The sequence below is a fragment of the Candidatus Komeilibacteria bacterium CG_4_10_14_0_2_um_filter_37_10 genome, assembly GCA_002793075.1.
In the GTDB taxonomy this organism is placed as follows: Bacteria; Patescibacteriota; Patescibacteriia; order UBA1558; family UBA1558; genus UM-FILTER-37-10.
Window position 1 is genome coordinate 1 of sequence record PFPO01000053.1, and the last position, 8,215, is coordinate 8,215.

Below are 8,215 nucleotides of genomic sequence, written 5' to 3' on the forward strand. Positions count from 1 at the left end.
TGTCAATGTGGCGCTCTAACCAACTGAGCTACGAACCCTCGTCATTTTTCGACTTGTTCTGTTGTTAATTTATTAGATTAGTTGTTTATTCCGAACTTACTTGGTCTCACGTCCAGTGAGAAAAGTAAGTGAGGAGAAGGAATAATTTATTAAACGGCGGAGTGGATCGAGCTAGACTCGATACACGCAGCTGTGAAATAAATTATGACGTGGTGGGCATAGATGGACTTGAACCATCGACCCCAGCTTTATAAGAGCTGTGCTCTAACCAACTGAGCTATATGCCCATTAAAAAGATGTATCATCTAAATTATTAACGTATCTTATTTTGTATACTCTAACCTCGTCCAAAGGACGATCAGCCCCTGGCTGAAACTGAGCTATATGCCCGTATTATCAGTCACTAGTTAAATGATTCCCTGACTGAAGATTATATTTTAGTAAAATCATTAAGCCAGATTGGTATTTTTAATAAAGAAGGCCAGTCTAGTTTACAGGAAAATCTAATTTTTGTTAAGGGAGTAGGCTTTTGACCTTTTCTTTAATGGTATCAATGGTTGTAGTAAGCGCAATATTAAGCGGTAGTGGCAAATTAAACCAGACTAAATCTTTATCACCTTCGGGAGTAAATTTACCGGTTAGTTGCAAGGAGTCATAACCGCGTGAGCTATATAAGTAAACCTTAGTTAATTGATCATCAATGGATAAAAAGATTAGTACGATTTCTGCCTGTGGTGAGGTGATTATTAATTCATCAATAACTGCCGGTAAGTCTTCTTCGCTAACAGATAAGTCTAATAAATCCTGTTTTTTTATATCAGCCCACACTATTTTATATTCGTTGTCGGTTTTTAATTGTGTTAATATTTTACCCCAAAGTTTTAAAGTTGCGATCGATTTTGTTTGAAATAACTGTTCAACGATATATTTACGATCGCCGCCAAGCTTGATTAGCTGACTAGCTAGTTGCAATGTCTGCGGCGTGACATTGGGAGCGCGGAAACTGCGCGTGGCTTGTATTAGGCCAGTAAGTAAACAAGTGGCAACGTCTTTAGTAATCGCCTCCGGCGCAATGCGGTCAAATAGATCATACGATATTTCGGCTAATGAGTTGGCGGTAATATCCACTTGATTAATATCGCCGAAATATTCATTGAGATGATGGTAGTCGATATTGATAACCGGCACTTGATAAAAAAAATCAGCTTGTTCCTCGTATATTTTACCTAAGCTGTGATAGTCTGGCACTCCCAAACAAATGACTAAATCGTACTTAAAATCAGTATTGCGAAAGGAAATGTTATCGTATTCAATAAAGCCCTTCTCGGGAGTTAGATAAATCAGTAGCTGCTCATCGTTGAGGTCGTAGCTAAAATTTTCTAATTTGGATTGTTTAAGATCAACGGCGATAGTGAATTTTTTGAGTCGGGAAAATGCCGATTGAATAGTTTCAATACCTGGTAAGAAACGCCAAGTATTTACTGATTGGTAGTTAGCAATAATTAGATCGTGGTTTTTTTGTTGATGTTTGAGAAAATTATGCCAAGCCAAAAGACAAGCGATATCATCGCCATGGTAAGACTGTTTGGTTAGCAGTAGAATATTTTTAGCTCGCCAAAATAAGTTAATAATTTGTTCTTTATCGCTGATCATTTCTCAGAAGTATTAAATTAGGTAGTTTGTTATCTTAACTCCAATCTCTTTATTTGTCAAGCCGATATTATGTATTATGGCAGGTTTAAATAGGGCAATAAATCAAGTAATTTACTGAGATAACAGACACGAATAACTAGGTCAATGTCCTCCCAGAACGCGGCCCATTGTCTTAATTTTAGATTTTATTATGACGTAGTAAAGAAAAGATAAGTAATAGAGCGCCGGTAATAATTAGTAAGTCGGCTAAATTAAAAATTGGGAAGAATAATAATAGCCAATAATCAATTACCTGTCCCCAAATTAGGCGGTCAATAAAATTACTAATAGCGCCAGCGATGATTAACTGGAGGGCGATAATTGTCGTTGGTTGGGAGCTTTGAAATTTTACTAATAATATGTCCAGTAAAACTATGATGATTAAAAAGGACAAAATCACACTTAAAATATTTGGTAGCGGTATGCTAAAAGCAATACCATCATTAAAATTCTTTTCCCAGGAAAATATTTGTTGCCATTTAAAAAACTCTCCTTCGGGTAGAAGTAGAGTTAAGTATTTGCCTAGTCGATCTAAGATAAAAAGAGAAACTACACCGAGGGTAATATTTATTTTTGTCAGCATTAATCTAAACGCTTAGCTTTGCAATTCATACAAGAGTTAGCTTGCGGGAACACCTCTAAACGCTTGGTAAGAATTTCGCTGCCACATTTATCGCAAACGCCATAGGTGTTATTGGCTATTTTTTGTAGTGATACCTTGATTCTTTCTAAAGAAAATTTTAGATCCTCCTCTAATGATAAGTTACCCTCATAAACAGCTACCTCAGCTGCGTTATCATCTTCGGTATCACCAAAATCAGGAAATTTGGCATCAAATTGCGATCCTTGACGATCCTTTTCTACTAATCCCCCAAGTTGTCGCTCGATATCTTGCTTCTTTTTTTCCAATATTTCTTGTTGTTTTTTTATAAAATCAGTTGATGGCATAATATTTAGTCAGTTATTGAATGTATTGAATAATATAATTAATTCGGCGTCTTGTCAATACCATTATAGCATTAATTAGGTAAATGAAAACGAGCATTGGTTTAGCCCTATAAATAATTTTATTATGTGGCTGCAATGCTCGTTGTGGGAAAATCTTATGTCTCCCGTATATATCGCAGGTTTGCGATTATATGGAGCGAGGCATAAAACTTGAATTTTTTGCTGTTCCAACTACAGCTTATCAATATTTACCACTTAATTGGTTAATCTCCCTTTTTTTGTAGAAGATCATCCTTTTTATTTTTGTTTTTTTTGGGGTATTTTTTAACCTAAAGTTGGTTTCTAGGTTTGTTATAAGCAGTAAATATTTGAGCAGTTAATCCAAAAGGCGGTTCATTGGATAAAAAGCTCAAGATTGGAATGTACTTTTACTATATTTATATTATATCATTTCAGAAATAAAAAGTCAATAGTATATTATAGCTAATATTAGTAATAAATGGACACACTATATTAGTAAGTGGTTAGTTGGTGAACAAAAGTTGTGCTCAGTCATTAACACCTTATCCACACACTAATCAATGGCCAAACAACCTCTAAGTAACAATTCCTTATTATTTTCATAGCCCCAAACAGTAGTTTCGGTAATATTATGTAATGTTTTTTCTAGCTTATTATTAGTCAAATTCATATAAAAAACATCAGAAAATATACTATTTTGCCAGCATGTATGATTAAAAGCGCCGTCGTGATTTAGATTGGTTTTAAGTAAATCAAGGTTATTACTCATTATTAAGTAGTCTTTCTGTAAATAATAATAGTAGCTATCTTCTTTATTAAAGAGTCGCGTTATTTCGTAACCGCTTAGCATTATTGTTTCTTGCTTAACGCCGTCGCCATCATTGATTAGCTCAGAAGCTAGTGTACCATCGGGCAATTGTATTGTCTTGGTTCGTGGACTCTGATCAGCTAAGAGCCCTTCAGATATTTCTGTAATTTGTTGTAGTTCGCTGGTTTTCGTAACAATGAGAAAGGAACTTGGTTTATTGATGGCTATGACTAATGGCGAGGTAATTTTATTAGCTAGTTGAGCGGATATATCGTGCCAGTAGTAATTAATTAGCCATTTCTTTAATACATTGCCGAAATCACTATTTTTTAAATTATCATTAAGGTTATTGGGCTCGGTAATACCGATCAGGACATCTGGCTGAAATTGGACATTGGCCACATAGTCATTAATACCTATTTTATTGTCTGTTGATAATTGATTCATGTCGTAATTGGACATTTGCCAGCCCAGAAAACGACTTTTTTGATTTAATTCAATGTTAATGTCGGGAAAAGTATTGTTTTTTAGTGGTGTAATAAGCTGATTGACTATGGACCAGGCTAGCGACTTGTCATCCGGCGTTTCTAGTTGTTTATTAATTTTTATTGTTAAAAACGGTTTTAAGGAAATAATAGAAAATAGTTTGGCGATCGGCGACGAAGAATTTATTTGATAGCGATCCATCACATCAAGACACAATGCTTGATCAGAACAAGCGAGGAAGATATTTTTTTCTAAGAGGGCAAAATATAATTTATTATTAGATTGATCGCTGGCAACGTAGAGATTGCCATTCATTGGTAAGTTTAATTGTTCCAAGAACTTTTTTATTTTGGTGTTTTTTGCCACCGCTAAAATTCCCCAGTTTTGTTGCTGATTGTTTTTAGTGAGAAAATAGATAGCTTGTGGTTGCAACCAATCAATAGACCAATCCGTTAAATGGTAGCTGGCTAAATATTTATCTAGTTCTTTGTGACCATAGTCGATTAGCTCTGAAAGGAGGGCGTTTTCTGTTAATCTTTGCCTTTGCGTACTTGTGGCGTTAATCGCTGAAAGATTTAAATTGGCAGTAAGAATAGTATTTTCCGGTAGGTAATTTTCCAATTGCTTATTTGCCAAGACATATTTATCAGTAATCAACCACCCCAGAATAAAAAATAGACTCAGAGCTAGGAGCCAAAATATTCTTTGTGATTTTAACCAAGATGACATGAGTATATTTTAACATATAATTATAATAGTGTAATTGGCCGGCGAAAAGAAAACCCCGTACCATATGGTACAGGGTAGTCCGTGCTAAACATAGTTATTTAACTTTAGAATCTTTTATGAAAAGGCCTCCGGTCATTACCGGTATTGTGTGGACCATGGTTAGGGCGATCAAAACGACCGCGTTCCTCACCTGGTTCAGCTGCTGGTGTGTATTCTTTGTGGGACAAACCAATACGACCGCGTTCCTCATCAACTTCAACAACTCGGACTTTTAGTAAGTCGCCGACATTTACTATATCGGAAATACGAGCAACGTGTTTGTTGGCTAGATTGGAAATATGCACCATGCCATCGTGGTTGCTAGTTAGCTGAACAATCGCCCCGATGTCGTTGCCATTATTTTTATCTTGGATAATTTTTACAACTTGGCCTTCATATTCTTCGCCAACTTGTATTTTTTTCGTGATATCCATGATCATTTGAATAGCCCGAGCACTACCATCAGCGCTGGTGGAGGTAATAAGTACTGTGCCGTCTTGTTCAATATCAATTTCTCCTCCGGTTTTTTCAATGATATCATTGATTATTTTGCCACCAGGCCCAATAACATCGCGTATTTGTTCCGGATCAATATTGAGAACCTCAATGCGTGGGGCATAAGGTGATAGTTCAGCACGCGGCGCGGGAATAACAGCAATGATTTGTTGTAGGATTTTTTCGCGGGCAGCTTTTGCTAACCACAGAGCTTCTTCTAATACTTTCAAACTCACACCACCCAATTTAATATCCAATTGCACGGCTGTAATGCCATCATTGGTACCAGCAATTTTGAAATCCATGTCACCCGCGTGATCTTCAAAGCCTTGAATGTCAGTTAATATTTTGTAATCATTTTTGTCTTTTGGATTAGTAACCAAGCCCATGGCAATACCAGCGACTGGCTTACTAATTGGTACCCCGGCATCCATTAAAGCTAGCGTGGAACCACAGATGGAGGCCTGAGAAGAAGATCCGTTGGATGATAATACTTCGGATACCACGCGAATGGTGTAGGGGAAGGTTTCCTTGTTAGGAATAACAGGCACCAAGGCCTTTTCTGCTAGGGCGCCATGACCAATCTCTCGGCGACCAGGTGTACCTGACCTTTTTACCTCGCCGACAGAGTAGCCAGGGAAGTTATAATGATGCATATATCTTTTTTTGGTAATGCCATCATCTTCAATATTTTCTAAATACTGTTCATCGCCAGGTGCGCCTAGTGTTACCACTGATAGAACCTGCGTTTCGCCACGGGTAAACAAACCACTGCCGTGAGTGCGGGGTAGGGCGCTAACGCGTATATCCAATTCTCGGATTTCATCATAAGAGCGACCATCTATTCTTTTACCGCTGGTTAGAGTAAAGTCACGTGCAGCATTATCAATGTTAGAAGACAATAAAGTAACTCCTCGCAGCCTTTCTTCTTTATTAACTTCATTATCAGCTTTAAGGATTGATGTTAATTCTGTTTTCAGGTTATCAATATTGCTGTAAGTAATTTTCTTATCGCGATTAAAGACGGTAGTTAAATCTTTTCCTTTGAGGTAGTCTTTAACTTTGTTATCGATCTTTTGTTGACTTGCAATTTCTTCTTCGGTTGGTTTAACAGACGTCTCATTTTTTTGTTGTCCAACCCTAGCTACTACTTCGGTAATTAATTTTAATCCTTCGCGAAGGTGTTTTTGGGCAAATTCTAGAGCTGCGATCATATCCTTTTCCACAACTTCTTTGGAGCCAGCTTCAATCATGACAATGTCTTCGGTAGTACCGACGACAACTAAATCTAGGTCGCTTTTGGTAATTGCCTCATAAGATGGATTGATTACCCATTCGCCATTAATACGGCCAATTTTGACTCCAGACACCGGGCCATTCCAAGGGATTGGTGATATAGCCAAAGCGCAGGAGGTAGCAATGAGGGCGGTAATATCCGGTGAATTTTGTTGATCAAAAGAAAGAACAGTAGCAGTAACCTGCACCTCTCTTCTTTCGGAGTCTTGAAATAAAGGGCGTAGCGATCGATCGATTAAGCGAGAAGTTAAAATAGCCTCATCATTTGGGCGGCCTTCTCTTTTGATCCAGCGACTACCTTTTATTTTGCCAGCGGAGTATAGTTTTTCTTCGTAATCAACGGTTAAAGGAAAGAAATCAGTTCCTTCCTTTGGTTGTTGAGAATAACAAGCAGTAGCCAAAACAACAGTCTCGCCATATTGGACCGTGCAGGAGCCAGCAGCTTGATTGGCCAAAAGGCCAGTTTCAATAGTAAGAGTACGACCAGCAAATTCAGTCGTAAACTTATTAGTGTTAAACATAAGTTTATTTCCTTTTATTTGGCGCTGGTCATCAGGCAATAGACTAAAAAGTTTTCCTTGTAGCCTATATGTTCAATGACCACCATCGCCAAGTTAATTAACGTTTTATTAAGTATTTTTTGCCATTAGTGCTGAGATTAATAAAGTCATCAGCAACCTCCACTAGTTTAGCGGAACAGCTCTTTTCAAAAGCCGCTACCTCTACTTTACAACCCTCAGTATGTCTTAAATAATTAACCAGTGGTATAAAATCACCATCACCAGTAACTAAAATGACAACATCTAAATGCTTGGCAATAGTAATGGCGTCGACTGCCAAACCAACATCCCAATCACCCTTTTTTTGTCCACCGGGAAATATTTGCAAGTCTTTACTTTTGAGTTCATAGCCTTGTTTGGTGAGGGCGTCAAAAAAATTAGCTTCATCTGAAGATTGCGAAATAATAATGTAAGCCATAGCCCTGACCAACTGTCGATCATTAACAAGATCAGTTAATAGGCGCCCAAAGTTAAGTTTAGCGTTGTAAAGGTTTTTCGCCGAGTGGTACATATTGCCAATATCAACGAAGACTCCAACTCTTTGATCAGGATGTTGTTTACTCATATTATTTATTTTTTTAAAATAGTTTCTTCCAGGGCTTTAATTTCTTCTTCGCTTGGCTCCTCAACAATTACTTCTTTTTTAGTAATTTTGATTTTCAACTTTTTGACGATTGAGTCAAAACTTTGTTCATTGGTTTTTTCCAAGTAGCGAAGCAATTTTCTTCTTTGATTAACTTTACGAATTAGACCACGGCGAGAAGAGAAGTCTTTCTTGTGTATTTTTAAATGCTCTGTTAACTCGGCAATTTCGGCTGTTAAAATAGCAATTTGGATTTCTGGTGAACCAGTATCATTGGCATGAGTTTTGAATTTCTCAATGATTTGATTCTTTTTCTTTTTGTCTAACATATTAGTACCTTTCTTCGGCTTTGAGCCAAGGCTAGGGTCAAAATCATAGATCCCAAGTCCTAGTTCAAGCTATAATTATTATTGATTAATCAGTCCTGAATATAGCAGTATTTATTTTGTTTGTCAACGCTAGTGACCTACATTCTAGTCCCAAGCTTAATTAAACTAAAAAGACACCTAAGTTAAGGTAAAATAATTAAATCCACTAATTATTAACCTAACAAAGATG

7 protein-coding genes and 1 tRNA gene are annotated in these 8,215 nt (G+C 37.0%); all 8 read right to left on the reverse strand.

Features of this window, described 5'->3' with window-relative positions:
- Positions 1-210 precede the first annotated feature (210 nt).
- The 8 genes from COX77_02855 to COX77_02890 all read right to left on the reverse strand — a co-directional run bounded on the left by COX77_02855 (position 211) and on the right by COX77_02890 (position 7,986).
- Positions 211-287: transfer RNA gene (locus COX77_02855), tRNA-Ile, on the reverse strand.
- 226 nt (positions 288-513) lie between these two features.
- Positions 514-1,653 (reverse strand): hypothetical protein, encoded by a 1,140-nt coding sequence (locus COX77_02860; protein ID PIZ98975.1) that lies wholly within the window; start codon positions 1,651-1,653, stop codon positions 514-516.
- Positions 1,654-1,831: 178 nt separating this feature from the next.
- The gene (gene lspA, locus COX77_02865; protein ID PIZ98976.1) at positions 1,832-2,275 is read right to left on the reverse strand and encodes a signal peptidase II; all 444 of its coding nucleotides are present in this window, start codon (positions 2,273-2,275) and stop codon (positions 1,832-1,834) included.
- Entirely contained in the window at positions 2,275-2,640 is a 366-nt protein-coding gene (locus COX77_02870) for a hypothetical protein (protein PIZ98977.1), read from the reverse strand. The genes lspA and COX77_02870 overlap by 1 nt, the downstream gene beginning before the upstream one ends.
- Positions 2,641-3,214: 574 nt before the next feature.
- Entirely contained in the window at positions 3,215-4,684 is a 1,470-nt protein-coding gene (locus COX77_02875) for a hypothetical protein (protein ID PIZ98978.1), read from the reverse strand.
- A 104-nt stretch (positions 4,685-4,788) separates the two neighbouring features.
- The gene (locus COX77_02880) at positions 4,789-7,035 is read right to left on the reverse strand and encodes a polyribonucleotide nucleotidyltransferase (GenBank protein ID PIZ98979.1); all 2,247 of its coding nucleotides are present in this window, start codon (positions 7,033-7,035) and stop codon (positions 4,789-4,791) included.
- A 97-nt stretch (positions 7,036-7,132) separates the two neighbouring features.
- Positions 7,133-7,639, reverse strand: coding sequence for a hypothetical protein (locus tag COX77_02885; GenBank protein PIZ98980.1), 507 nt, complete (start codon positions 7,637-7,639; stop codon positions 7,133-7,135).
- Between the two features lie 5 nt (positions 7,640-7,644).
- Positions 7,645-7,986, reverse strand: coding sequence for a 30S ribosomal protein S15 (locus COX77_02890; protein PIZ98981.1), 342 nt, complete (start codon positions 7,984-7,986; stop codon positions 7,645-7,647).
- Positions 7,987-8,215: the final 229 nt, after the last annotated feature.

Bases quoted from the DNA above. Each gene is read 5' to 3' on its own strand.
- COX77_02860 (PIZ98975.1), bottom strand. From the start codon at position 1,653: ATGATCAGCGATAAAGAACAAATTATTAACTTATTTTGGCGAGCTAAA.
- lspA (PIZ98976.1), bottom strand. From the start codon at position 2,275: ATGCTGACAAAAATAAATATTACCCTCGGTGTAGTTTCTCTTTTTATC.
- COX77_02870 (PIZ98977.1), bottom strand. From the start codon at position 2,640: ATGCCATCAACTGATTTTATAAAAAAACAACAAGAAATATTGGAAAAA.
- COX77_02875 (PIZ98978.1), bottom strand. From the start codon at position 4,684: ATGTCATCTTGGTTAAAATCACAAAGAATATTTTGGCTCCTAGCTCTG.
- COX77_02880 (PIZ98979.1), bottom strand. From the start codon at position 7,035: ATGTTTAACACTAATAAGTTTACGACTGAATTTGCTGGTCGTACTCTT.
- COX77_02885 (PIZ98980.1), bottom strand. From the start codon at position 7,639: ATGAGTAAACAACATCCTGATCAAAGAGTTGGAGTCTTCGTTGATATT.
- COX77_02890 (PIZ98981.1), bottom strand. From the start codon at position 7,986: ATGTTAGACAAAAAGAAAAAGAATCAAATCATTGAGAAATTCAAAACT.